20 protein-coding genes are annotated in these 25,526 nt (G+C 49.1%); 4 read left to right on the top strand and 16 right to left on the bottom strand.

Annotated elements, in window-relative coordinates:
• Positions 1 to 18: 18 nt before the first annotated feature.
• The gene (gene tyrA, locus ACG2F4_RS01475) at positions 19 to 1,152 is read right to left on the bottom strand and encodes a bifunctional chorismate mutase/prephenate dehydrogenase (RefSeq protein WP_395257565.1); all 1,134 of its coding nucleotides are present in this window, start codon (positions 1,150 to 1,152) and stop codon (positions 19 to 21) included.
• A gap of 345 nt (positions 1,153 to 1,497) precedes the next feature.
• On the opposite strand from tyrA, the gene uvrB reads away from it, so the two are divergent.
• Together uvrB and ACG2F4_RS01465 are read left to right on the top strand one after the other, a co-directional pair.
• Positions 1,498 to 3,546 carry an excinuclease ABC subunit UvrB gene (gene uvrB / locus ACG2F4_RS01470; protein WP_395257563.1) on the top strand — a complete coding sequence of 683 codons (2,049 nt, stop codon included), beginning with the start codon at positions 1,498 to 1,500 and terminating at the stop codon, positions 3,544 to 3,546.
• A 74-nt stretch (positions 3,547 to 3,620) separates the two neighbouring features.
• Positions 3,621 to 4,181: a class I SAM-dependent methyltransferase gene (locus tag ACG2F4_RS01465; RefSeq protein WP_395257561.1), complete on the top strand. Its 561-nt coding sequence runs from the start codon at positions 3,621 to 3,623 to the stop codon at positions 4,179 to 4,181.
• A gap of 646 nt (positions 4,182 to 4,827) precedes the next feature.
• Here the strand turns inward: ACG2F4_RS01465 and rplS are convergent.
• From rplS to ffh, 5 genes are all read right to left on the bottom strand, one after another.
• Complete coding sequence (rplS, locus tag ACG2F4_RS01460; RefSeq protein WP_395257559.1) at positions 4,828 to 5,187, bottom strand: 50S ribosomal protein L19; 360 nt, start codon at positions 5,185 to 5,187, stop codon at positions 4,828 to 4,830.
• Positions 5,188 to 5,197: 10 nt separating this feature from the next.
• On the bottom strand, positions 5,198 to 5,893 hold the full coding sequence (gene trmD / locus ACG2F4_RS01455; RefSeq protein ID WP_395257695.1) for a tRNA (guanosine(37)-N1)-methyltransferase TrmD: 696 nt from the start codon (positions 5,891 to 5,893) through the stop codon (positions 5,198 to 5,200).
• Positions 5,894 to 5,899: 6 nt separating this feature from the next.
• Positions 5,900 to 6,442: a ribosome maturation factor RimM gene (gene rimM, locus ACG2F4_RS01450; RefSeq protein WP_395257557.1), complete on the bottom strand. Its 543-nt coding sequence runs from the start codon at positions 6,440 to 6,442 to the stop codon at positions 5,900 to 5,902.
• A gap of 44 nt (positions 6,443 to 6,486) precedes the next feature.
• Positions 6,487 to 7,425: a 30S ribosomal protein S16 gene (gene rpsP, locus ACG2F4_RS01445; RefSeq protein WP_395257555.1), complete on the bottom strand. Its 939-nt coding sequence runs from the start codon at positions 7,423 to 7,425 to the stop codon at positions 6,487 to 6,489.
• 194 nt (positions 7,426 to 7,619) lie between these two features.
• On the bottom strand, positions 7,620 to 8,960 hold the full coding sequence (ffh, locus tag ACG2F4_RS01440) for a signal recognition particle protein (protein ID WP_395257553.1): 1,341 nt from the start codon (positions 8,958 to 8,960) through the stop codon (positions 7,620 to 7,622).
• A 322-nt stretch (positions 8,961 to 9,282) separates the two neighbouring features.
• Here ffh and ACG2F4_RS01435 point away from each other — a divergent pair, with 322 nt between their 5' ends.
• Positions 9,283 to 10,125 (top strand): enoyl-ACP reductase, encoded by an 843-nt coding sequence (locus ACG2F4_RS01435; RefSeq protein WP_395257551.1) that lies wholly within the window; start codon positions 9,283 to 9,285, stop codon positions 10,123 to 10,125.
• Positions 10,126 to 10,254: 129 nt separating this feature from the next.
• Here the strand turns inward: ACG2F4_RS01435 and ACG2F4_RS01430 are convergent, their stop codons facing one another.
• Positions 10,255 to 11,985 carry a carbon starvation protein A gene (locus ACG2F4_RS01430; RefSeq protein ID WP_395257549.1) on the bottom strand — a complete coding sequence of 577 codons (1,731 nt, stop codon included), beginning with the start codon at positions 11,983 to 11,985 and terminating at the stop codon, positions 10,255 to 10,257.
• A gap of 377 nt (positions 11,986 to 12,362) precedes the next feature.
• On the opposite strand from ACG2F4_RS01430, the gene aat reads away from it, so the two are divergent.
• Complete coding sequence (aat, locus tag ACG2F4_RS01425) at positions 12,363 to 12,950, top strand: leucyl/phenylalanyl-tRNA--protein transferase (RefSeq protein ID WP_395257547.1); 588 nt, start codon at positions 12,363 to 12,365, stop codon at positions 12,948 to 12,950.
• Positions 12,951 to 13,163: 213 nt separating this feature from the next.
• Here the strand turns inward: aat and ACG2F4_RS01420 are convergent, their stop codons facing one another.
• The 9 genes from ACG2F4_RS01420 to ACG2F4_RS01380 form a co-directional block, all read right to left on the bottom strand.
• The gene (locus ACG2F4_RS01420) at positions 13,164 to 15,347 is read right to left on the bottom strand and encodes a peptidase domain-containing ABC transporter (protein ID WP_395257545.1); all 2,184 of its coding nucleotides are present in this window, start codon (positions 15,345 to 15,347) and stop codon (positions 13,164 to 13,166) included.
• Positions 15,348 to 15,670: 323 nt separating this feature from the next.
• Positions 15,671 to 16,846: an HlyD family secretion protein gene (locus ACG2F4_RS01415; protein ID WP_395257543.1), complete on the bottom strand. Its 1,176-nt coding sequence runs from the start codon at positions 16,844 to 16,846 to the stop codon at positions 15,671 to 15,673.
• A 23-nt stretch (positions 16,847 to 16,869) separates the two neighbouring features.
• Entirely contained in the window at positions 16,870 to 17,688 is an 819-nt protein-coding gene (locus tag ACG2F4_RS01410; RefSeq protein ID WP_395257541.1) for a CPBP family intramembrane glutamic endopeptidase, read from the bottom strand.
• Between the two features lie 141 nt (positions 17,689 to 17,829).
• A complete protein-coding gene (locus tag ACG2F4_RS01405) occupies positions 17,830 to 17,970 on the bottom strand; it encodes a hypothetical protein (protein ID WP_395257539.1) in 141 nt (46 codons plus the stop codon).
• A gap of 274 nt (positions 17,971 to 18,244) precedes the next feature.
• The gene (locus tag ACG2F4_RS01400; protein ID WP_395257537.1) at positions 18,245 to 18,922 is read right to left on the bottom strand and encodes a response regulator transcription factor; all 678 of its coding nucleotides are present in this window, start codon (positions 18,920 to 18,922) and stop codon (positions 18,245 to 18,247) included.
• A gap of 521 nt (positions 18,923 to 19,443) precedes the next feature.
• The gene (gene dxs, locus ACG2F4_RS01395) at positions 19,444 to 21,369 is read right to left on the bottom strand and encodes a 1-deoxy-D-xylulose-5-phosphate synthase (RefSeq protein ID WP_395257535.1); all 1,926 of its coding nucleotides are present in this window, start codon (positions 21,367 to 21,369) and stop codon (positions 19,444 to 19,446) included.
• A gap of 9 nt (positions 21,370 to 21,378) precedes the next feature.
• Positions 21,379 to 21,591, bottom strand: a complete 213-nt coding sequence (gene xseB / locus ACG2F4_RS01390) for an exodeoxyribonuclease VII small subunit (protein ID WP_395257533.1) — start codon at positions 21,589 to 21,591, stop codon at positions 21,379 to 21,381.
• Positions 21,592 to 21,646: 55 nt separating this feature from the next.
• Positions 21,647 to 22,963, bottom strand: coding sequence for an AI-2E family transporter (locus ACG2F4_RS01385; protein WP_395257531.1), 1,317 nt, complete (start codon positions 22,961 to 22,963; stop codon positions 21,647 to 21,649).
• Between the two features lie 60 nt (positions 22,964 to 23,023).
• Complete coding sequence (locus ACG2F4_RS01380) at positions 23,024 to 25,441, bottom strand: DNA internalization-related competence protein ComEC/Rec2 (RefSeq protein ID WP_395257529.1); 2,418 nt, start codon at positions 25,439 to 25,441, stop codon at positions 23,024 to 23,026.
• Positions 25,442 to 25,526 lie beyond the last annotated feature (85 nt).

Genomic DNA, 25,526 nt, shown 5'->3' with positions numbered 1-25,526 from the left:
AACCTCCCGTTGAACCGACTACGCGAATCGGTCGGCCAGCCGGTTAATAAGGTAGCTGCTCTCTTCCAGGGCCTGCGTGGCAAAGCTGCCAAAAAAGTCGGTCACCGCTTCAAACTCTTTTATGAATCCCTGTTTGTCGTCTTTTTCCACCATTTCCACCAGTTTTTTGTGATGCTCAAAAAACGAGAGCAGGAGTTCTCTGCGTTCTTTATTGGCAAATACGATATCTGCATACAGCTCGGCGCTCTGGGCAAAAATACGTCCGGTCATCATCAGCTCCGCGCGGTAGATCGGGCTGGAGTAGTCCAGGATATCCTGCGGCTTCAGGTCGTAGCTCTTCATGAAGGAGCCGTGGAGCAGGGCTACAAAGTGTCGCAGGCCCTGTACCAGGTGCATTACGTGATCGTGTTTCTCCGGGTCGGCCTCAATAATCTGCATGCCCCAGAGTTCGCACTGCTTACGGAACCAGCTTGACTGCTCGGGATCGCGGGCGGGGCAGAAAACCATGAGCTGTTTTGAAAGGTTGTGCACATCGGGTCCGTGCATCGGGTGGAGGCCCAGCACCGGACCTTCGTGGCTCTCCACCATCACCTTCATGGGATCAGATTTGTTACTGGTAAAATCTGCCAGGATCGTGTCCGGCTTCAGTTTGGGGGCCAGCCGGCGAATCACATCGTCGGTTACATTGATCGGTACGGTGACGATCGCCATGTCCAGCTTGGGGGCCATCGCCTCGAGCTCATGCCAGTTGTTCTTGTCGATTTTGTAGACGTGGTGGCCGGTCTGTTCCATGATTCGGGCGTACAAGCGCCCCATGCCGCCTTCAGCCCCGACCAGCAGTATGTGCTTCGGATGCTCGGTTGCACGCGGGAATTCCCGGGTAGACTGGCTGGCCCGCGATGAGGACATGATCATCCGCAGGAAATCCTCCGCCCAGTCGGCATCCAGGCCCCGTTGTTCGGCTTGTTCGCGAAATGATTCGGTTTTGGCATCTTCCCTGTGCGCTACAAAAATAGGCAGCTGGTTTTGTATTTTCTTATCCAGCACGGTATTTACGATCTGTGTTCGCTCGGCCAGCAGGTCTAGAATTCGCTGGTCGATCTCGTCAATACGTTCCCGCTGGGGAGTTAGCTGTTGTTCTTCTGGAGTCATGTTAAACATTATGGGTTTCCACCGTCCAGTCGCTAACAAGCGATTTGGAGGATGTCTTAAATTTTACTGTCAATTGGTCTAAAAATATGTGATTTTTGGAGAATGATAAGCACCAATTTTTGTTTTTATCCTGATTCGGAAAAAGAACCAGAAATATACAGGTATTGGCAGTATTCACTGAACGTTATATCTCCGATCGTACTTGTATAGAGCCCTTGTTTGTTATTTGGTTGATGAGCGGAGGTTGCCCGACCATCGTACCACATCGTAATGGAAGAGATCGCAACTTTTTTGCAACGGTAAACAATAACCCGGTTGAATAAAGTAGAAGCATAAGTCGCATACATGTCCCATTTTAATTTACAATCCCCGTTTCCGCCTGCCGGAGATCAGCCTCAAGCCATTGAAGAACTGGTGGAAGGTCTTGAGCGGGGCGATCAATATCAAACATTACTTGGAATTACCGGTTCCGGCAAAACACGAACCGTGGCCGATGTCATCAACCAGGTTGAGCGTCCCACCCTGGTGATGAGCCATAACAAGACGCTGGCTGCGCAGCTGTACCGCGAGCTCAGCGATTTTTTCCCGGACAACCGGGTAGAGTTTTTTATCTCCTATTACGACTATTACCAGCCAGAGGCCTACCTGTCGTCGCAGGACAAATATATTGAAAAAGATCTTTCGATCAATGATGAGATTCAGCGACTGCGCCTCCGGGCTACCAGCTCGCTGCTTTCGGGTCGGCGCGATGTGATCATCGTCTCCTCGGTCAGCTGTATTTACGGGATCGGCTCTCCCTCGGAATATGCCAAGCTGATTATCAATCTTGAGCAGGGGATGGAGATTCCACGCAATAAATTGCTGTATGACCTGGTCGACCTCCACTATACCCGCAAAGATCACGATTTTGGGCGCGGTACTTTTCGCGTGCGCGGAGATGTGGTGGATCTGTACCCGGCGTATGCCGAGGATGGACTGCGAATCCAGTTCTGGGGTGACGAGATCGAAAAACTGGAGATATTCGACGTGGATACGGGAGACGTTCTGGAGGCCGTCGAGGAGTTCAGGATTTATCCCGCCTCCCACTATGTGACAACCCAGGACCGGCTGGAGCAGGCGATCCAGCAGATTCGGGAGGAGATGCACTGGCGCGTCGAGGTGCTGAAAGATGAGCAGCGATTCCTGGAGGCCAAGCGGCTGCAGCAGCGCACACTTTTTGACATCGAGATGATGCAGGAGATCGGCTACTGCTCCGGTATCGAGAATTATTCACGCTATCTCAGCAACCGGAAGCCCGGCGAACGTCCCTACTGCCTGTTTGACTATTTCCCGGACGATTTTTTGCTGGTTGTGGATGAAAGTCACCAGACGGTGCCGCAGATTTCCGCCATGTACGGAGGAGACCGTTCCCGGAAACTGGAGCTGGTGGAACACGGATTTCGGCTCCCCTCCGCGATGGATAACCGTCCGCTGACATTTGAGGAGTGGGAATCGCTCGTCAACCAGTGTATCTTTGTGAGTGCAACCCCCAGCGATTACGAGCTGGAGAAAAGCGGCGGCGTCGTGGTTGAGCAGATCGTACGGCCCACAGGACTGATGGAACCCGAAATTGAGGTTCGTCCCGTCGACAACCAGATTGACGACCTGATTGACGAGATACGCGAGCGTGTCAAAAAGAACGATCGCGTACTCTGTATTACGTTGACGAAGCGACTGAGTGAAGAGTTGAGCGAATATCTCAAAAACATCGGGATTTCCGCCGCTTATATGCACAGCGAGCTGAATGCGCTGGAGCGGGTTGAAATTCTCTACAAATTTCGGCGCGGAGACTTCAACGTGCTGGTGGGGATTAACCTGCTTCGGGAGGGGATCGACATCCCGGAGTTGAGCCTCGTGGCCATTCTCGATGCCGACAAGGAGGGCTTCCTGCGTTCCGAAACTTCGCTCTTCCAGATTGTGGGTCGTGCTGCACGGAATGTGGAGGGGAAAGCGATTCTCTATGCCAACAAGATTACGGACAGCATGAAGACCGTAATCGATGAAACGGAACGGCGCCGGAAAATTCAGAAAGAGTACAACGAGGAGCACGGCATTACGCCGACAACCATTGAAAAAGAGCTCAAACCGCTGGTGGATCCCGCACTTATCTCCGCACAGTCATTTGACCTCGATGAGAAATCGGAGGAGGAAGAGGAGGCCCTGGAGGTCGTTAAAGTGGCTGAGGACGGTATAAAGTATAAAGCGAACCCCGCCATGAAAGAGGTTACATTTGAAAACAAGGAGAATTTTCTCGAATATCTACGTGATTCCATGTACACTGCGGCCAAGAACATGGAGTTCGAGGAGGCCGCACGAATTCGGGATCAAATTGAACAACTGGAACAAGAATTATAGCGAACTGTTATTAAGTTATCGATTATTTCGACCTGAACGTCCGATAACGACTAACTGAAAAAACATTGGATATTTTGAAAAGCACAATTACTTACCTGAAGAGCTTCATAAAAGACAAAGATGTAGCATCCGTAACTCCCTCTTCAAAACTGTTGATACGGCGGGTGTGCGGGCCGATCGATTTTGAAAAGGATAATGTGATTCTGGAATATGGGACGGGGACCGGGGTTTTTGCGGATTACCTGCTGAAGCACCTTACGACGGATTCCAGGCTGATCCTGTTTGAGACCAATGAAGCATTTTATGAAAAGCTGCAGGAAATTTCAGATCCCCGCGTAGAGGTGTTTAACGAAAGTGTGGAACATGTGAAGTCACTGCTCGGGAGCCGGTACCTGAATGCAGTGGATTACGTAATTTCGGGCATTCCCTTCTCTTTCCTGGAGCCTGAAACAAAGTCTTCAATATTGCTTCAGACCAAGGAAATGCTCAAGCAGGGCGGTAAATTTCTGGCCTATCAAACGTCCGGGCACCTGAAAGATCCGCTGCGTGAAGTCTTCGGCAGCGGCAATGTCAGCACTGAGATGGAGTTCCTGAATGTGCCCCCGATGGTGGTGTACGAGGCCACGAAAAGATAAGTGCTGCCTTTATGGGCCTGATTCCTGTCTTTCAAAAGGCCGATCTTTTTTCTCACAGTTGGTGATAGCTTGAAGGATTCATTTTTTTACCGTATAAAAGAAAAGATGAACAGGTAGGAAGGGTGAAGAAGCCTCAATGGAAAAAGCAGCTATTTTTCGAAGAAGACCTGTTCCTTGGCTTGAGCCAAAAGGAACCCAAAGATATAGGCGGTGAATGGGGTACCCGATGCAGCCTGTGCAGGCTCGTAGTAGAGACGCGACATGTCGCCGTCTCTACTCTTGGAATAAAGGCAGCTCAGTATTCCCTGAAAAGGCATATCCAAAGTTCCTCTTAAGATAAGAGATTCAGGAAGATTGAAGGTCCGCGTCTCCATCCCGCCCCACTCTCCTCGAAATTCATAATCCTCTCAATCCGCCCGTGAGATTCGTGAGCCGTCCGTCCGGATGCAGCTGCAGTGTAGTTTAGTTATGTGTGGACTGGTTATTAGGTATTTGAATAAAGCAATACCTAATAACCGAAAACTCATCCCCCGAGGCGGTTATTTTCAGCTCAAGAAATAAAAAAGTGCAGCACATTCTTACAGAGTGCACTGCACTTTGAATTGCAGGGACCGGGCTTCAACCGCAACGTCTGGTACGGACTTACTTATTCATTATCCCGGCGATCTTTCTCCTTAATTCGGGCCGCCTTGCCTCGTCGCTCACGCAGGTAGTAAAGTTTGGAGCGCCGGACATCGCCTCGACGTGTTACTTCAATTTTGGCGATGAAAGGGGAATGAACGGGAAAGATACGTTCAACACCGACGTTTCCCACAGAGATCTTACGGACGTTGAACGTGGCATTGGGTCCGCTGCCGCTGCGGGAGATAACCACGCCTTCAAACTGCTGAATACGTTCTTTTTCTCCCTCGCGCACACGATAGTGCACGTTTACGGTATCACCCGCTTGAAATTCGGGAATATCTTCATTGACTAATGTTTGTTCGACAAGTTTAAGCTTATCCATTGTACTGTCCTTAGTGTTCTTTTAAGAATTTCTTGTAAATGTCAGGTCTTCGTTGCCTGGTTCGTTCAAGTGACTGTTCAAACCGCCACTCTTTTACTTTTTGATGGTCTCCGGAACGCAAAACACCCGGAACTTTGTGTCCTTTGAACTCCGCTGGTCGCGTGTACACGGGGCCTTCCAGCAGCCCGTCATTTTGGAACGAGTCGTTTAATGCACTCTCCGCATCACCGAGCACGCCCGGCAACAGGCGTACGACAGCATCTGTAATCACCAGCGCGGGTAGTTCGCCGCCGGAAAGCACATAATCTCCAATGCTGAACTCTCTTGTGACCAGCATATCGCGCACGCGCTGGTCAACCCCCTTGTAGTGGCCGCAGAGCAGAATCAGATTCTGTTGAATCGAAAGCTTGTTGGCCGCCTGTTGATTAAAGGGTTCCCCGCCGGGAGAGGTAAAGATGATCTCATCGTATTCCCGCTCGCCTTTTAGCTTCTCTATGCAGGAGAAGATCGGCTGGGGGGTAAGCACCATTCCGGCACCGCCACCGTAGGGATAATCATCCACTTTATTGTGTTTATCCTCGGAATAGTCGCGGAGATCGTGCAGGTGAATTTCCACCTGTCCGTTTTCTCGGGCATTGCCGACGATACTGTAGTTCAGCGGACTCTCCAACAACTGCGGAACGGCCGATATGATATCAATTCGCATCATCGTTTACAAGCCCTCCAGTTGATCCAGGTTTTTGCATTCAACTTTTTGATTCTCTTCATCAAACGCGCGGATATATTCATCCACACAGGGAATAAGCAGCTGCCGGCCATCCGTAGTGGCAACCTGCAGGATCGGGTGCGCCGGATTGTCGATCGTCAGATCCACCTGCCCGAGGTGCTGACCCTTTTCGTCATACACCTGGAAGCCGGAGTAATCTGCCGGCACTTCGGATGAATCGATGAGCGGTTCGGCCGCATCACGATTTACGTACACCGCGGAATTTTTGAGCTGTTCCGCTTCATTCCGATCGGTGACGTGTTCAAATTGTACAAAGAACGAGAGCCGGTTCTGCTTTTCCTCCGCCCGCGCCGATTCGATGCGTGCGGGGATCAAATCCCCCCTGCTGTTTTGCAGGTGTACCAGGTTGATTTCATCAAAAAGCGTGGGAGCCGGCACGTCCGAGATGATTAGCACCTCCCCGTGGACTCCATGAGACCGGTTTATGCGGCCAATCAACAGGTACTGGTTTTCAATAGGTTCCAGCATGGCATTGATGCACTACACCTGTGATGCTAGTACACACGTTTGAATTAGCCTTCTTCCTGTTTCTCTTCCCAGGCGCGCTGAACGGTTACGCGATCTTCATCTTCAGTGACAAAACCCTCCAGCTCTTCGAGCGGAGTATTTTCAATGTGATCAATCGCTTCCTGGGCCAGCATGTCGGTCGAAACTTTGGCCTCTTCATCATCGGAATCATCATCCTCAGAAGGGGTGTCATCAGACTCGGTCTCGGCTTCCGCTTTTGTTTCTTCCTCCACCTCTTCTTCCGAGTCATCCTCTTCTTCAACATCGGATGTTTCGGCCTCGTCTTGTGGTTCCTCTTCTGCAGCAGCTTCTTCTTTTTCCTCTGCTTCTGCATCAGGTTCGGGTTCTTCAACCTCAGTCTCCTCTACTGCTTCTTCAGCAGCTTCGGCTTCAATCTCTTCGGTTTCGGCTGATTCTTCAGGTTCACTTTGTTCTTCTGAAGTTGCTTCTTCCGCCTTGGTTTCTTCCTCCTCGTCTTCATCGGAGGCAAGGGCTTCCTGTTTGGCCTTCTCTTTGGCTGCCTCTTCCGCCTTTTTCTGAAGCTGTTTTTGGTACTCTTTTTCTTCGGCTTCGAGCAGGGCGCGCCGCTTTTCCTTTTTGGAGGGCTCTTTTTCCTCCTCTTTTTCGGCCCGCTGTTCGCGCCATTCTTCCATGGCGGCCTCAATCTCCTCTTCCGACTTGCCCCAGCGGATCAGGTGCATCTTGTACATCAGGCCCTGTTTTTTCAGGATGGAGCGAACCGTGTCGCTGGGCTGTGCTCCCTGTTTAAGCCAGTGAATTGCGCGATCCTTGTCAAGTTCCAGCTTGTTTAATGTGGAAAGGTTATAAAACCGTCCCAGGTCTTCTATAATACGTCCGTCACGGGGTGCGCGGCTGTCGGCTACCACAACGTGATAGATGGGACGCTTTTTACGGCCTCTTCGCTGTAATCTTATTCTTAACAATGTGAGTTACTCCTGTGGTGTTTTAGTTTAATAATTCGGTTTAATGAGGATGACGTCGGAATCTTGCGCAATAGTAATCAAGGTCGTCAATCCGTTCGGCTACAGAACAGAAAGACCACCGTTAACACAGTTTTTAAATCTGAATGTGAATTCAAAAAAATCACTCAACAATTCAATAATTCAACAATCCACACCTATCGTCCAAACGGCATGTTTTTCATTCCGCCCATCAGCTTGCTGATAGACCCCATGCCGGAGAATTTCTTCATCATTTTCTTCATCTGGTTGAACTGTTTCATCAAGTCGTTAATATCCCGCACTTTCGTGCCCGACCCTTTGGCGATTCTTCTTCGGCGGCTGGCGTTCAGCAGGTCGGGGTTTCTCCGTTCTTCGGGAGTCATCGAGTTGATGATCGCCTCTATCGGCTTGAACGCCTCTTCGTCCAACTCTTCGTCTTGCAAGGCCTGGCTGGCCCCGGGGATCATGCCCACCAGGTCCGTGATGCTCCCCATATTTTGAATCTGCTTGAGCTGCTCCCGGAAATCCTCCAGGTTAAAATCGTCAGACTTGATCTTTTTTTGCAGCTTCTGGGCTTCTTCCTCATCAAATTCTTTTTGTGCCTTCTCCACAAGAGAGACCACATCCCCCATGCCGAGAATTCGCTGCGCCATCCGGTCGGGATAGAACGGGGCGAGGGCATCCAGCGTTTCGCCGGTGCTCACAAATTTGATCGGTTTCTGAACCACATTTTTAATTGAAAGGGCCGCCCCGCCACGGGTGTCACCGTCGAGCTTGGTCAGCACCACGCCATCATAATTGATGGTTTCATTAAATTCCTTGGCGGTATTTACCGCATCCTGGCCCGTCATCGAGTCGACGATAAAGAGGGTTTCATCGGGTTCAACCGCTGCTTTGATTTCAGCGACCTCATCCATCATCTTTTCATCCACGTGCATGCGGCCCGCCGTATCGATGATGACGGTATCCAGCGCCAGGCTTTTGGCCATCGATACTGCCTCTCTGGCCACGCGGACGGCATCTTTTTGCCCGATGGAGTACACCGGCACGTCAATCTGTTCAGCCAGTGTTTTCAGCTGGTCGATCGCTGCCGGACGGTAGACATCCGCAGCCGCAAGGATCGGGTTCCGGTTGTTCTCCCTTTTCAGGTAACGGGCCAGCTTGGCCGAAAATGTGGTTTTACCAGAGCCCTGCAGGCCGGCGATCAGGATAACGGTCGGGGGGGTGTGTGCAACGCTGATATCCACACGATCCTGCCCGAGTATGCCGACCAGTTCATCATGGACAATCTTGGTGAACTGCTGACCGGGATTCACCGCAGTCAAGACATCTTCGCCCATCGCCCGCTCTTTTACCTTGTCGGTAAACTCCCGGGCCACCTCATAGTTTACGTCGGCATCGAGCAGCGCGCGACGGATCTCCCGTACCGTTTCTGCAATGTTGACATCGGTAATCTTCGCTTCGCCCTTAATGGACTGAACCGCTTTATCCAGTTTTGACGAAAGATCTTCAAACATAATAGATGTAAGATGTTCTGTAGGTACAGTAATTTATTGTTAATCCCGCTCAAATCCGCGGTACAAAGTTCCGCAAAATAAGGACAATGCAAGCTATTATCAACAGAATTAATTGTTGCCTGATTTCGGTACCGAATGAGAGAATGCCATGTGTAGATCACCGGAATACGATGGAAGCAAGGGATTCATTGGTAAAGGGCTTTAACTTGCCTGTCAGGCTGTTGGTGTGTCAAACGTCCTTATCTTGGGATTTGATCGATTTCTTTTGTTATTTTCGACCACGAAAAACAAACGGTAAGATATCAGATAAGGATACAAGCATATGGCGGAACAGAAAAGTTATGGATTGCTGGAAGGCAAAAAGGGATTGATTTTCGGCGCGCTGGATGAGCGCAGTATTGCGTGGCGCATTGCATTGGCCTGTAACCGTGAAGGTGGTGAGTTTGTACTGAGCAATGCCCCGGTGGCCCTGCGGTTTGGCGATCTGGATGAACTTTCAGAGCAGACCGGATCCTCCATCTACCCGTGTGATGTGACAAACGAGGACGAGATTGAAGAGCTGATGGAGAATGTCAAGGAGGAATATGGCGGTATCGATTTTATGCTTCACGCTATCGGGATGTCCCCCAATATCCGCAAAAAAAAGGAGTACAAAGAACTTAACTACCACTGGATGCAGCAGACGCTGGATATCTCCGCCATCTCCCTGCACAAGATTTTGCGTTATGCCAACGACGCGGGCATCCTGAATGACGGGGCCAGCGTAGTGGCCCTTTCCTACATCGGGGCGCAACGCATTTTTTCGAAATATTCTGACATGAACGATGCCAAGGCGCTGCTGGAAAGCATTGCCCGCAATTACGGCAGCCGGCTGGCCGACCGCGGCATCCGGGTCAATACCATATCACAGGCTCCCACAAAAACATCAGCGGGGGGCGGCATCAAGGGGTTTGACGCCATGTACACCTTTGCCGATAAGATTGCACCGCTGGGCAACCCGAGTGCGGACGAATGCGCCGACTACTGCGTGACGCTGTTTTCCGACCTGACCCGCAAGGTGACCATGCAGAACCTGTACCATGACGGTGGTTTTGTGACGGCCGGCATCTCCGAAGAGATGATTAATGGGCTGACGGAGCTGTACGGGGATGAAGAGGGGGAGTAAGGTTCAGGTTATGTCCGGGTCAGGTACATTGAGCTAATATTTTTCGCAAAGGGACCTTCGCAGAATATACAATGTAAGTCCAGCGTATGTTTCGCTGCCGTTATATGTCGGGTTTGATGGTCGTTCTGTCTAGGTTTTTTGCTCGTCTTTTTTTATGAGCAAACTCACTGATTCCAGCAGGATCCACAAGGTAAATCCCAGGATAACGGCCCCCAGGATAAATAGTAACATGTTGGCATCCGCTTCGCCGAGCCCCGACCATTCAAAGACCACCTGCTGAATCATCGCCCAGAGGGTCATAAACAGCAGGAAGATCATGGGCACCACCGTATAGATTACCGGTCGCCCTTTGTTTTTCAACCAGATTGAGATTAACAGGAAACTGATGCCCGCCAACAGCTGGTTGGAGGTCCCAAAGAGCGGCCACAGCAAGTACCCTCCGGAACCAAGTCCGCGGGGCCCCTCCGGCAGCAGCACCAGGGCCGCGCTTGAGAGTACAGCAATAGAGGTGGCCACATGAATACGAGTGAGAGATTTTACCTGGTAGACCTCCCCGAGCTCTGAAATAATATACCGCATCAGTCGCACAGAAGTGTCGAGCGTGGTGGCTGCAAAGCTGATGACAATTACGGCAATGATGGTCCGTGCGGCTTCAGCGGGGATGAGGAGTCCTGTTGCCAGCTCCCCGGCGCCCTGGATAAAAGCGTTGAGCCCGTTGGCCCCGGCGGCGGAAAATGAGGAATAGGTAGCGTGAAAGCCCTCGCTGGTGTTGAAGAACGTGGCGATGGCAACAATGGTAATAACGGCCAGGGCACCTTCCCCGACCGCTCCCAGGTATCCCACAAACCGGGCGTCGGTGTCTTTGTCGAGTTGCTTGGAGGTAGTGCCGGATGAGACCAGCCCGTGAAAGCCGGATACCGCCCCGCAGGCGATGGTGATAAAGAGCAGGGGGAACCAGCTTACATCCTCGGTCGCCGGGTTGGACCAGGGGGCGGTAACGTCGGGAGAGATAAAGAAAAGCCCCAGATAGAGGATCGCCAATCCCAGGATAAGTTGTTCGGCATTAATAAAATCGCGGGGCTGCAACAATTTCCAGACCGGCAATACCGATGCGATGTATACATAAATCATCAGTACGACGATCCAGACCAGGAACGACATCGAAACGCCGTTGAGTCCGAATAGCACCGTAGCTTCTTCTCCGCCGAAATAGCGAACCAGGTCGATTTGAAGCGCGGGCACGTAGGTTGCCAGGATGGCGGAGAAGTACATGACTGCCAGCACGATAATGGAGGGGATCAGCATATTGCGCTCTTTTTGGTAGGTATAATACCCGATTCCCACCGCCAGCGGTATCTGTAGAAAAATGGAGACCACGCTGGCGGGAAAGGAGATAAACAGGTTGGAGATCACCCACGCAAACACCGCGTTAACCATAAGCACAAGTATGAGGATGATAAACAGGAACAGGATGCGCCCTCGTTCGCCGATCAGCTCACTTGCCAGCGTGCCGATGGAGCGCCCTTTGTGGCGGACAGAGAGCACGAGTGTCCCAAAATCGTGGACGCCAGCGGCAAAGACGGTACCCAGCGCCACCCACAAAATTGCCGGAAGCCAGCCCCAGTAAATGGCGATGGCGGGTCCCACGATGGGGGCAGCTCCCGCCACGGAAGTGAAATGGTGGCCCAGTACCACCCACTTGTTCGTTGGAACAAAATCGACTCCGTCCTCGCGCTCATGGGCCGGTGTGGTCAGCGTGGGATCGAGCTGATAAATTTTTTCGGCTATGAATTTAGAGTAAAAACGATACCCCAAAATGAAGATAAACAGTGCTGCTGTCGCCAACCAGATTCCGTTCACAGTATAGTCCCGTTTTTTTGTGCGATTAAAAATTCCCCATTGCGTATTTCGTACCCACAATAAGGATAAATAGATTTAATTTGAAGTGCGTTTCATACGCCACCTTGGTTATCTGGAGTTAAAACACGGCGTTATACGAAGACAGGTGTTCCTTTAACACTGTGTGCTACTTTGCGGGGCTTTGCGATGCAACCGAAACAGGCTATTTTGCAGTTGGGACCTTTGCACAACCTACTATTGTGTTGGGAGGTGATTGAGGTGGTGAGTGGGTACCACCGACCTTATTGACCTTCTAAACGGGAGTACTACTCCCTCAGAACGAGGAGTTGAAGGTTTTTCAAAGCTTTCTTGCAGTATTCAAATCAACAAATACCGGAATGATTGAACCAGACGTATTGCTTTCGGGCTACGCCCGCGGGGTGTTTCCGATGGCCGATTCCCGTTACGATACCGATGCCAAGTGGTACACGGCCAGCCGCCGGGGTATTATACCGCTGGATAATTTCAGGGTGTCATCAAACGTGCGGCGTATAATTCGAAACGACCATTACCAAGTGCGTATTGACTCCGCTTTTCGCGAAGTGATGGAGGGCTGCGCCGACCGGCAATCGACCTGGATTTCGGATGAGATCATTGACTCGTACTGCCGGCTCCATGAGCTGGGCCATGCCCATTCGGTGGATGTGTTTGATCACGACGGGAACCTGGTCGGGGGACAATATGGTGTTTCGCTGGGTGCGGCCTTTTTTGGGGAATCGATGTTTGAGCGGGACGAGGCGAAAGAGGCATCGAAAGTGGCTTTGTATTACTGCCACAAAGCACTGGTGCAGGGTGGATTTGAACTTTGGGACACCCAGTTTTGGACCGAACACCTGGCCCGGTTCGGATGCATTGAAATTTCTAACCGGGAGTACCAGCAACGGTTACAGGAAGCGCTCGGGAAGCGTGCAGAGTTCATGATTTAATGTATGTTCGAAATAATTTCCAGCTTTAACATTGTTTCTTAATTTCTTGGGGCATGGCTTTAATCTCCCCTGTCCCCTGGAGGGGAGCGCCGCCGAAGGCGGGAGGGATGTTATTCTCTATGTTAGAGGTCCCCCATCAAGAGACTTTCCATCGGTGTTTTTTTAAAATCTTTGTTGTGTTCATGTAAAAGTGGATTGTTATCAGGTTTCAAATCACCAATTCGCAATTGGCTTGTCCTTCAATACCGGCATCTGTTTTTTCCACAGTTTGTAATATGATCCCCTGTTTTCCATCAGCTCCCTGTGGGTTCCCTCCTCGATGAGGTTGCCCTGTTTCAACACGCAAATTTTGTCAGCCTGAATCACGGAACCCAACTGGTGGGCAATTACAATGACCGTCTTTCCCTGGTCGATCAGCATATCGACGGTATGCTGTACATGCTGCTCGGAAGATGAGTCGAGAGAAGAAGTGGCTTCATCAAGAATCAAAATTTCTGGATTTTTATAAAGAGCCCGGGCGATGGCGATACGCTGCTTCTGTCCGCCGGACAACGTGGCGCCGTTTTCGCCAAGGTATGTTTCAAATCCGGCCGGCAGGTTTTCTATAAAGTTGATAATACCCAGTTTTTTACAAATGGCAATGATTTTCTCCATATCCGGATCGAACACACCAACTGCAATATTGTCAATTACATTTCCTGCAAATAGATCAATCTGCTGAGGTACAACGGAGATATTGTCTCTAAGGCTTCTGTTATCAATATATTCCAGGTTTAAATCCCCGATGAGCACCCGTCCCTCCCGCAAAGGGTAAAGTTTTTGCAGGATGTTGATGATGGTTGTCTTTCCCGATCCGCTTTCACCCACAAAAGCTGTTATTTTTCCTTTTGGAATGGTTAGATTCAGATTTTCAAATACCATGGCGCGAGAGCCATAGCGAAAGGTGACGTCCTGAAATTGTATATCCCCGATCAACTCAGGTTTTAATTGAACCTGCCGTCCATCCTTCTCTTTTTCCAGGTCCATGATTTCAAACAATCGGTCGGCAGCAATCATAGCATCCTGGATGGTTTTGTTCATTCCGATAAGCTCATCAACAGGTCCGGTGAAATAGCCTATAACCGCATAAAACGAGAGTAGCTCACCGGGTGTAATAACTTGTTGAATTACAAAATATCCGCCTGCCCAGAGCAAGATGATAGTAAACAGCCTGGAAACAAACTTGGAAGCGTTACCGGAAAATACCGAATTTAAGCCGGAACGGTACACAGTTTTGAGAAGCCGGATAAATCGCGTTTCAGTTTTGATATTTGCAAACTCTTCTAACCCGAACTGTTTAACGGTTTTTATCGAGTTCAACGATTCCACAAGCTGGGATTCCAGATCAGCGGCATTTTCCATGAGCTGGCGCTGGGTCTGCCGGTTAATCCTGTTGGTTATGTAGTAGACAAGCCCGTAAGCGGGAATAATTGCCAGCATCACCAATCCCAGTTTCCAGAAATAGGTGAACATCAGGCCAAAAGAGAATAGCACAATAAAAATATTGACCGCCAGATTGATGGAAACATCGTTAATAAACGTCCTGATCTTTACGGCATCGTTGATTCTGGAAATAATCTCTCCTGTCCTCATGGAATCAAAAAAACGCTGAGGCAGCTTGATCAGGTGTTTGTAGTAGCCCAGGATAAGACGGGCATCAATTTGTTGACCGGTTTTGAGTGTAAAGATCGTTTTTGTTGCTCCAAAAAAAATCTGAAGCAGTAATAAAACGATCATGGACAAACTGAGTAAGTTCAGCAGATTTTCATTTCCCCCCGGCAGGACATGATCCACAATTAGCTGCACATATATGGCCGTGCTGAGGCCGATAATTGTAAAAACCGCTGCTCCGAAAAGGGCCTGCAGCATCACCTTTTTATGCGGCTTTACGAGAAACCAGAGTCTCCTTGAAATCGAAATTTTTTCATTCCCTTCTTCAAAATTTTCAGCGGGCATTAATAAAACAAGCACTCCGGTCCACTGTTTTCTGAATTCTTTGTGAGGAATGTTGTGCAGCTTGCCGTCCATGGGGTCCATTACCACAACATGGCTGTCAGTGGTATTGTAGATAACCACATAATGGTGCAGTACATCTTTGACTACAACATGAGCGATTGCCGGAACGGGAATATTAAACAGGCTTTCAAAGTTTCCGCGAACTCCCTTGGCCTCGAACCCGAGCTCCTCCGCGGCCTCAACCATACCCAGCACATTGGTACCCTTTTTATCCGTGGAAGCATACTGGCGGATGCGGGCAATAGGCAATTCCAAATTATAATGAGCGGCCACCGACGCAAGGCAGGCGGCCCCGCAATCGGTAATATCGTGCTGTTTTATCTCGATTTTTCTCCTGTTCATAGCTCTGTCGATTTTTCGAGGCAGATTTGTACCCCGTAATACTGTTTCTGCCCAAGTGGCGCTCAAGCCTTAATTAATATCGGGCTATAGTTTTAGAATAATCTTTTTTAAAAGCCTGAAAAAAAGCTTTAAATGCCGGTTAAGGGTCATTTAAGTAGGACTCAATTTTTTTAAGTTCGTTTTACCCAAATGAGATTTTGCAGTATTTGCAATAACATAAATGTACCCGGAATGCGGAGCAATGGTACCTGCCTTTAGAACGAGGTGGAGGATTTTGCCATATTGAGTACACTGTAATTCTTCTTCCATGAGATATCTGTCATTTATGTGTTATTCCTTTCGGTTCCATCCGTAACAGGATTTAGCCAGTCATCCACATTGTCATACAGCAACTGAAACAGACTCCGCTCCGTTACTTTGAACCGTGCCTGCAGGGTCATCCCCTTTTTAAGATATCCTTTGTATCCATTGGGAAGCTCCAGGTAAGATCGATCCAGTTCTGCACGCACCCGAAAAAACGGTTGATCATTATTTGTAATCGCATCGTTTGAAATCTCAATGACTTTGCCCGTCAGCATGCCCCATTGATTATAATCAAAAGCATCTACCTGGAAATAGGCTATCATCCCCTCTTTTAGCAACCCTATCTCCCGGGGAGACACATAACATTCGGCCACCAGGCCGGTATCGGGAGAAATTTCTGCCAGTTGCTGATTGACCCGGACATAGCTGCCCTCTGAAATTCCGGCCAGGTTTTGTACGGTTCCGGTTACCGGCATATGTATTTCAAACTCCCGCTGCTCGTCCATCAACTGAATCTCTTCGGTTCTCAATTCATCTTTTTCCTGCTGGTACTGGATCAGCTTTGCTTCCCATTCAGCCAGCTGCTGATCAAACATCAAGCGATAGTTGTTAGCAGCGACTTCCAGAGCGAACTCACTCTCCTCCAGTTTAGCAACAGATATCGCCTCTTTATGATACAGGGCCTGCTGTCTCTTATGCCTTTTCCGGGCATTGTGCCATTCAATTGCCGCCTTTTGCAGTTTCTGTTGAAAAGCAATCAGCGATCGTTTGAACAAAGCTGATTTAAAACCTGTATACCGGTTGAAAATCCGTGCAGAATCCAATTGCACCAAATACGTTAAGTCTTGAATAAATTGTTCGATTTCTAGCTGGCGTGTTCGATTGTAGTTCAGCCGTTTCTCCAAAATGGGCGATGCTATTCTTGCTACCAGCATCTCTTCAGCGAAGGTCTTGTTTTCTTTTAAGGCCAAGTGTGAAATTTTCCCGGATGCCGGGCTTAGTAGCACCTTTCGCTCCACTTCAGGCCGTATAATACCCTGACTTTTGACACTCACATCCATGTGTATAAAGGGTAATAGAGCGAGGATGCCGACCAGCGTAAAAAGCATGGATGAATAGATGATTTGCGATCGGACTGAATGATGCCAGAAGTGGTATTGTGTGGTCTCTTTGATGATTTCTTCAGGAAACAGCATTATTCTGTGCTTTTAAACCCGATTTAACTTTCCATCGCTTCCATTTTCAAATCAGATAGCTTTTGAGTTTTTTCTTTGGTGGGAACGTTGTGGAAAAAAAGGAAGACAAGAATAGCCAGCATTCCAACTATTATGAACAGATCGACCCAGGCGCCAACCCCATCGGCGATCATGGGATAATCAAATTTCATGAGATAAGGGAATTCCTGTCCTCCGGAAAATTCTGATGCGATAGAAAGGTTGAAAAATCCGTAGGCAAAATGAATTCCGATAGCAATATATAAGTTTTTAAACTTGATATAGGAGTAACCCATCGCAAGTCCTCCCAAAAAGACAATTATATTATTCAGGAAATCCGGATAGATATGAAATGAGAACACAAGTGAAGTGAATAGTAGACTAAAATATTCGCTTCTTGAAATCCCTTTTATGTAATTAAACAAGAAACCTCTAAAAACTATTTCTTCACCTATTGCAACAAACAGATTCCCTAATAATCCTACCAATATATATATTTTGGCTATATTGTATATTTCAAAATTATAAAATCCATAACTTATAAAATTAGCATATCCAAATAATATTGATAAATAAAATATTGAGTATAAAATAAAAAAAGATATCAGTATGTATTTAATAAAGCTCTTCAGGTTCTGTTTGTTTAGTTTAATTGCTTCAGTTATGCGCTTATAAATACCATGTCTTGTTTTCTTGGTCCAAAAAAGTAAAATTACTGCCAGGAATATGGGATATAAACGCTCAATAAATAATTGTTCTGGACTAAATTTGTTTTGAGTCAAAGAAAGCCCTACAAGTAAAACTGTACCATGTACAAGTATCATTGTAGTAAACAAGAGTAAGAACACGCTAGAAGACTTTGCCAACGTAGAGACGGCTGATCTTAACGGCGAATTCTTTGTTAAAGGCATATGTCAGTCACTTATTATTTTCCGGGAGCAGTACGAGCCTGCTCCCGGTTATTTTTACTTAAACCAGCTTTCAACTTCACGGATAGCCGCACCTATGTACCAGCCAACATCATAGAAGGGCGATGTATTTAGATCCGGTTTGCCTCCTGATATTTCCAAATATTCGTGTAAAGTAAGTTCTCTTAAATCATTCATAATATTCTCCTTTTTTGCTAGTTTTTTTATTTATCGTAGTACCCATCATGTACACCTTTTTTGAATTCAGAATAAGCCCACTGAATTAGTTCTACATTAAACATAATGAGTCCCCCATCAGTCTTTATCATTTCCTCTTGACTGAGTTCTATTACGCCAACGCTGCTTAAGTTTTCCATAAGATCCTCTCTATCTATTTAGTTGTTAAGGTTTTCTTTACCTCCTTGATGAGGCCTGTACGTAATCACATCAAATTGAGTTAAAAAATAAATAGCTACCGATAGTCATTTTTTAATTTCTTAATGATTTTTTGCTTGCTGTCTAACACTGTCAGTGTTCGAATTGCTTCCTGCTCTCTGACGGCAAACACCGCAAGCCCATGAGGCCCGTCCAAATTCAGTTTCCGGATTATATTTTTCCGGTGGTTGTTAATGGTATGGATGCTTCGGTTCCAGTCGCCGGCGATTTCGCGAGTCGTCTTTTTCTCGCTAATTTCCTGTAAAATTTTCAGCTCTGTCTTTGTCAAGGGCTGTTGCACATTGGCCGCCAGCAATTCATCTTGTTGGTTTGCTCTCTTCCTTTTTAAGAATCCAAATACCCTCTGGCTTACATATATCTTTTTTTGTTTAAAGGCTTTCATGCCGTGCAGCATCTCGGTAATAGAATCCATTTTTGTGACGTAAGCCACGCGGTCAAAACGGCTGGTAAACGGGATATACAATTGTTCTAATTTCCCTACAACTATTGTTCTTAAATGACGGGTTACATCCCTGTTATTGCTACTTATATATCTTCGAGCCGATACGGCATCCATCACATATAAATGTTGATCGGATCGTTTCCCGGGGTTGAATCCCCTTTTTTCGATAGATACCTTATATCCATTCTCGTCTAAAAAATGCAGGAGAGCTTCTCCCTCTAAATAGTTGTCATATATTACTTTCAAATACATGGGTCTCCCTGGTATTGGCTTTTTTGATATGCGTTTACTTAAGAGAGACTTTTAAAAGCAATTCCTTACAAAAAAATTTAAAAAGTTCACTGCCGATACTTTATTTATCAGACGGTATGAATTTTAGGAAGCGCAAACACCATGTTGCCAATTTAGAGAGGGACTTCTTGGAAAAGCAGGTAATAAGGTTGTTTTAATGAGAGGCCTTTGTAAATCTATCAGCTCGTCGTTGTGAAAGAGTTGTACTCCCGCTCCCAATTAGGTCGGTGGTACAACCACTTTCCAACAAACCGATTTTTGCTCAATCACAGTGTGCATCTGCAAGCGGTCACCCGGATTATTGAGAAAAAAAAAGGCTTGGTTTCCGTTGGGCAGGTAGGCCCTGAATAGTTCAAAACCACGCACCAATCTGTCAAAATCTAGGGAAGATTGCTCAAAACGTTTTGATGGTCGGAATTCAAAACGCTTCCTGATTGCAAAAAGGCTTAAAATTTAAGCAAATCATCCAGCGTAGAATACAGTCAGGCTTTTACTGAAAGAGAGCTGTGCACTTCGCGTACTTTCTTTTCAATCCCCTCCGGGTCAAGTCCCACCTCGTGATGCAGCTCCTGCTGGGTACCATGTTCCACAATGCGATCCGGCACGCCCATGATGGTCGTGGGAATGTGGTATGGTTTGTCAGCCAGGTACTCCGCTACCGCACTTCCGAAACCGCCCAGCCTGGTGCCATCTTCAATGGTGATGATATGCTGGTAGGAATGGCAAATTTCGTCGATCAAATCCGTGTCCAGCGGCTTGGCAAAGCGCATGTCATAGTGACCGATGTTAATACCCTCGGTTTGCAGCTTGTCAGCCACTTCAATGACGTAATTGCCCATGGGACCAAAGCTTAGAAAGGCGATATCTTCGCCCTCGCGGAGGCACTGACCCTTGCCGATCTCAATCGGCTGAAAGTTTTTGCGATAGCTCATCCCGGTCGCCCGCCCTCTCGGGTATCGGATCGCCCAGGCGGCCTCCTCATATTTGGAGGCGGTGTACATCATATCGCGCAGCTCCTGTTCATTGAGTGGAGAAGAGATCACCATGTTGGGCACGGCCCGAAGGTAGGAGATATCATACAGCCCGTGATGCGTGGGACCGTCGGCTCCGACCAGCCCGGCGCGGTCGATACAGAACACGACCGGCAGCTTTTGGATCGCCACGTCGTGAATGACCTGGTCATAGGCGCGCTGCAGGAAGGTGGAATAGATGGCGGCAAACGGTTTTTTGCCTTCTGTCGCCAGGCCCGCAGCAAACGTAATGGAGTGCTGCTCGGCGATACCCACGTCAAAAGCGCGGTCGGGGAAGGTGTTCATCAGCGGCCACAGGCTGGAGCCGCTCGGCATGGCGGGCGTAATACCCACGATGCGCTCGTCGTTTTCGGCCAGCTCCACAACCGCCTCCCCGAAAATATGCTGATATTTGGGAATCTCCGGACCCGTCTTTTCAGGGGCCAGGGATTGACCGGTAATTTTATCAAACGGACTGCTCTGGGCGTGCCACTTGGTTTGCTCGCGTTCGGCAGGAGCAAAACCCTTTCCCTTAACCGTTATGGCATGCAGCAGCTTGGGGCCCGGGATGTCTTTGAGATCCTCGAGGTGGCGGCGAAGTGAATCTACGTTGTGACCGTCCACCGGACCGTAGTATTTAAAACCGAGAGCCTGAAACAGGGCACCGGGGGTAATGGCGGCCGTGATCGCTTTTTCCAGTTTGGACGCTGCTTTGCGCATCTGTTCACCGGCCTTCTTGAAGTGACCGAGCAGATCGTAAATTTCGTCACGAATCTTGTTAAACGTCTTGCTGGTGGTGATGTCGGTAAGATATTCTTTCAATGCGCCGACGTTGGGGTCAATCGACATGTTGTTGTCGTTCAGAATCACCAGCATATCTTTGTCGAGCGCCCCGGCGTTATTCATCGCTTCAAACGCCAGACCGGCCGTCATGGCCCCGTCGCCGATCAGGGCGACCACGTTGTTCTCTTTTTGGCTGAGATCGCGCGCTACCGCCATCCCCAGGGCCGCCGAAATAGAGGTGCTCGAATGGCCGACTCCAAAATCATCGTATTCACTTTCACTCCGTTTGGGAAAACCGGAGAGCCCGCCGTATTTGCGATTGGTGTGGAATTTATTTCGCCGGCCGGTTAGAATTTTGTGGCCGTAGGCCTGGTGCCCAACATCCCATACAATGCGATCTTCGGGTGTATTAAATACATAGTGAAGGGCAACGGTCAGCTCCACAACACCCAGGCTGGCTCCAAAATGTCCGCCGTGGGTAGAAACGGAATCGATAATAAAATCCCGGAGCTCATCACAGAGCTCAACGAGCTGCCCGGGCTCCAGTTTCTTCAGGTCGTCCGGCGTATTTACCGTTCCGAGCAGGGGACCGGGTTCTATTTTTTCTTGATCCATAATCAATCATTATTGATTGTTTTCATTGTGCTCTTCATGCACTTTTTCGATGCGCAGTTCCGCCTCTTCAAGGGTTTTTGTGCAGATGTTGGAGAGGGTAATACCCTCTTCGTACAACTCTATTGAATCTTCAAGAGAAACCGATTCGTCCTCCAGCTTGGAGACGATCTCTTCCAACCTGGTTAAAGCCTCTTCGAAACTCAGCCGTTCCTTTTTTGACATAATTACGCGTAATATAAAAGGTTGATAGCTCTACAGACTCATAAATAAAACAGATTCAGCGAGTTGATTCCAATTCTTTTTCCATTTTTTCTTTCTTTTTTTTCTCTTCCTTTTTGGTTTCCCGGTCGAATTGCTGGATAAATGAATCGAGTTCACTTCCACTTAAAAATGAAATTTTCTTCGTCTCGCGGTACTGTTGGTAAAAAACCGATATCAGGGCGGCAGTGGGCACGGCGATCAGCAGCCCCACAACACCCAGCATAAATCCAAAAAACAGCAGCGAAACCATCACCAGCAGCGGATGCAGTCCTACATGCTTACCCACCACGCGGGGAACGATAAACCCGGACTCGAGTACCTGCTCCACACCAAATACGATGTATATCGCCGGGAGATATTGAAACCAGGGATCGCCGAATGAGACGCCCACGAGCGTACAGATTGAAACGCTGAACCAAAGTCCGAATGTAGGGATGAAGTTTGTCAATCCGGAAAAAATGCCAAGGACCAGCGCGTAGGGCACATCCAGCAGGTAAAATCCCAGGCTCAGGTTCACGCTGCTGATCAACACAACAATAAACTGTCCCCTCAGGTAAGAGCCAACGATGCGACTTATCTCTGTAGTATAATCGGTGGAGACATCGGTGGGGGTGATCAGCGATCGCACAAAAATTCCGATTTTCTGGTAATCACGGATCATAAAAAAGCAGAGGAACGGGGTCAAAATGATGAAGAAAAGCACGGCAACCGCACTGCCGACCCCCGTCAGGTAGCCGGAGGAAAGATCGGTCAGGTCCTGGTAAAACCCTTCAACCACGGAGTTGATCTGGTTGACCAGTTGCGGCTTCAGCGTGGTGCTTTCCAGGCCAATTCGATCAAAAAGGGCCAGCAGTCCCGTGGATTCGATCCAGGCTTCGGTGTTGGTTGAGGCCTCGTTTAACAGGGTGCCCAGTTTTGAGAGTTGATCCAGTACAGTGGGTACGGTGAGCACGAACAGGACGGTAAGCAACCCAAGACATCCAAAGGTAAAGAGGCCGGCGATAAGCCCACGCGGAACCTGCCGCTTTTCAAGATTTTCCACCAGCGGGTTGATGATAAAGGCAATGATATAGGCCACGATAAAGGGTACCAGCAGGTGACCTGAATCATAGATCAACCAGAGGCCGGCTGAAAAGGCGGTGGCATAAAGCAGGGCGCGTGCAACCGGCTGCTGGCGTATCGGGTAGAGTATAATTCCGATAACCAGGCCATACCCCAACGGGTTGATGAGGTGTTCCAGCTGATACATAAGGAACAGCAGCGCCAGCACGCCGCCGGCAAGGAGCACCAGCTGACCACGATCGCTTAACCAGGAATGTAGATGTTTAGACATGGGGACTAGTGGTTGATGAGAATAGGGCAAAGTTAAGATATCAGGGGGAATCTACCAATTTTACCAGGGAATCTGGCGGATACTTGTTCCGTCGGAGCTGAAGATCAGGGCTTTGTGAAGACTGGTGAATTTCATTTTCCCACTGTAGCGACGCAGCCGGCGCACGGCTTCGGGATGGGGATGCTGAAAGCGATTCGATTTGGCCAGTGACAGGACTGAAATATCGGGGGTGGCCTCGCGCAGAAACCGGGAAGAGGAGCTGGTACGGCTGCCGTGGTGACCGGCCTTCAGGAAGTCGGTATCCAGTAGATTCCCGTAATGGTTTAGGAGCCGCTGTTCCTGTCCCCGTTCCGCGTCCCCCACAAAAAGGAATTCGGTTTGCCCATAAATAAACTCAAGGATCAGCGAGTGATCGTTGGGATCGGAGCCGTAGTTGCGGCCGATCGGGCCATAACTCAGCAGGAGTACTGAGGGGTCCAGCACAATCGACTGCCCGGCGTTAACTGTTTTGACCGGTATTGAATGACGCCTGGCCAGGGAGTGATATTGTTGATATAGGTTGGAGCTGTAGGCGTAGCCCGAATTGTAGATCGTGTCGATCGCTACATGCTCTATCAGCTCACTAATTCCCCCGATATGGTCGGCGTGCGGATGCGTAAGAAAGACGGCATCCAGCTTGTCGATACCCTCGGCCTTCAGGTGGGGAAGGATAACATATTTGGCACTGTTGTACCTGGGCGACCAGCGACCGGTGTCGATAAGGAAGTGCCTGCCGCCCGGGGTGCTCACCAGTGTGGCATCTCCTTGGCCAACATCAAAAACGGTGATCGTTAGTTTGGCCGGCTGGATTTTTTTGACCAGCTGCCTGCCGGACTGAACGGTTAAAAGAAGCAGGAGCATGGAGAGTATTTTCCATCGCAGGCGCGAAATATGCAGGGTCGCCATTAAAAAAAGGCCCGCTATCCAGAGGCCAAAAACAAGCGGAGATTCGACGTGCAGCTGAATCCAGCTCCAGTTCAGCCGGGAAGCCCACTCGGTAAAGCAGCTTAATTCATTTAAAAACCATTGGTTGGGGACGTTCAACGGTAGACCGACAGCAGGGAAAACGGCTGCAACCGGCAGCAGGAAAAGGGCATACGGTACAACAAATCCGAGCCACGGAACAACCACGCCGTTGGCAAGGGGCCCGATCAGGGAAAATTCCCCAAAGTGATAGGTCAACAAGGGGAACAGTCCCACCTGCACCAGGATGGAGACGATAACTACCATAACCGGCGTGCCATACCACCGGTAGCGAACCCAGTGGGGAAGCCAGCGCTCGACGACGGGAACAGTAAGCAAGATGATGCAGACAGCAGAAAAGGATAGCTGGAAGCCGGGCGCAAACAGGTCGGCGGGATTTGCCAGTAGCAGGATCAGCGCCGAAACGGCCGTCAGGTTCAGCGAGTCGCGCACTTTGTGGAACAGCTTGCCAAACGTGATGAGCCCCACAGTGAGAGAGGCCCGGCACACAGAAGCGGAAAATCCGGTTAGCCCCGCATAGAAAAAGAGTAAAGTCAGGAGCAGGGCCAGCCCGATCTCCTTTCCGTACCGCAGGGTCCAGAACCAGGGGATGAGCAGCCAGAAGGGAGCGACAATAAATCCCACGTGCAGCCCGGATACAGCCATGATGTGGGAAAGGCCCGCCCGCGAGAAGGCTATTTTATCCGCCCGGTCCAGTTCATTTTTGTACCCGATGAGCAACGCCTTGGCAAGAGATTGTGAGGTTGAATCAAAATTTTGTTCAATCTGATCGAGCACCAGCTGCCGCAGGTGGTGCCAGCTGAGCAGGGTTTTCGGGTTGTGAACAGAATCGATCGACTCTATTCCCGCCTGTGTATAGATACCCTGCGATTCCAGATATCCCTTGTAATCGAATTGGTGCGGATTTCTCGGTTGTTCCAGCGGATAGACCGTCGCCGAAAACCTGATGCTGGACCCCAGCTGCAGTTGGTCCGGTATATGATCAGTCTCGGGATCAAGCACCGCCCGGAGATTGTACGATTCAACCCAGCGAAGGGAGTCAACCACCAAAGTGGTGTCAACGGCCACGTCCACCTGGAGCTTGCCGGTGCTGGTGGGTTTGATGTTGTATACGCTGCCTTTTGCACTGATCTGGTCCCAGGTATACGCCTCCAGTATATCGGCGGCCTCCGGACGATCGAGCTTGTCATGAATTGAATGCCACGCCATGCCAAACAGGAAAACAAGCAGCAGGTAGGTCCCCACAGAAAGTTGGTGAAACAGCGGATTGAGGGTTGCTGTGGATTTGAATTCCACAGCAAACAGCAGCACGACAGCCGGAACAAGCAGTCCGACGGTGAGCGAAAGGGAGAGATTAAAATAGTAATCGACCGTGATGCCCGCGGCAAACAGCAGGGCAATTCTTACAGCAGGATATTTTGCAAAGGGAAACTGATATGTGCTTTGGCCACGCATCTACTGGTAAGACCGTCATTCGGGCCAATCCTTACAAAAACCCCATAAATGAAGAAACCCGATTCAGAAGAATGGCGGAATTGGG

The organism is Halalkalibaculum sp. DA3122 (genome assembly GCF_043951865.1).
GTDB lineage: Bacteria > Bacteroidota > Rhodothermia > Balneolales > Balneolaceae > JAMQKA01.
The sequence above is the reverse complement of the archived record's forward strand: the minus strand, read 5'-3'. Positions and strand labels throughout refer to the sequence as shown.